The sequence below is a fragment of the Ruegeria sp. MALMAid1280 genome (assembly GCF_049195285.1).
Lineage (GTDB): Bacteria > Pseudomonadota > Alphaproteobacteria > Rhodobacterales > Rhodobacteraceae > Ruegeria.
This window is the reverse complement of the sequence record NZ_JBMIRT010000008.1, coordinates 1-597: the sequence shown is the minus strand read 5'-3', so window position 1 is coordinate 597 and position 597 is coordinate 1. Positions and strand designations below refer to the sequence as shown.

The following is a 597-nucleotide window of genomic DNA, read 5'->3' as shown; positions in this document are numbered from 1 at the left end:
CCTTGATGCCAGCTGTGTTGGCACCACTTTTGTCGATGACAATCTTGCGTGGCAATCCGTTCACCTTGAGAGCGCGGGCGAAGAACCTCGTCGCAGCGGCTTTATTCCGGCGCTCGGACAACATGAAATCCAGGGTCTTGCTGGACCTGTCTCGTATTTGTGCCGCCCCGAGTGCTCGTTTAGGCCACTTTCCGTTCGAATGCGACCGGACTTTTCCAACCCAATGCTGAGTGCCTTCGTCGCGGATTGTAGAACCCGTTGATGTATTCGAAGATGGCCAGTTCCACAGCCCTGCGTGTCGGCCATGATTGCCGCCATATGAGCTCGGCTTTGATGGTTTTGAAAAACGTCTCGACGGCTGAATTGTCGTAACAGTTGCCTTTGCCGCTCATCGACACCTGGAACCTATGTTGACGCAAAAGTTTCTGATAATCATGAGAGCAATATTGGCTGCCGGGATGTGTCGCAAACATTTGGAACGGCCAAAGCCAGCGACTTACTGGATACACCTATCCTGCTATCTTTGCGAATAGCTGAAAGCCGGAAGTCGTATCAATAGAGAATTGCCGCTTCCGGATCATGTTGGCGACCTCGATG

General features: G+C 52.3%; 2 pseudogenes. Both read right to left on the bottom strand.

Annotation, left to right across the window (positions count from 1 at the left end):
* Positions 1-151 (bottom strand): annotated as a pseudogene (locus ACOQFT_RS00045) (DDE-type integrase/transposase/recombinase); the annotation flags it as partial.
* A 28-nt stretch (positions 152-179) separates the two neighbouring features.
* Positions 180-464: pseudogene (locus ACOQFT_RS00040) on the bottom strand (IS3 family transposase); the annotation flags it as partial.
* Positions 465-597: the final 133 nt, after the last annotated feature.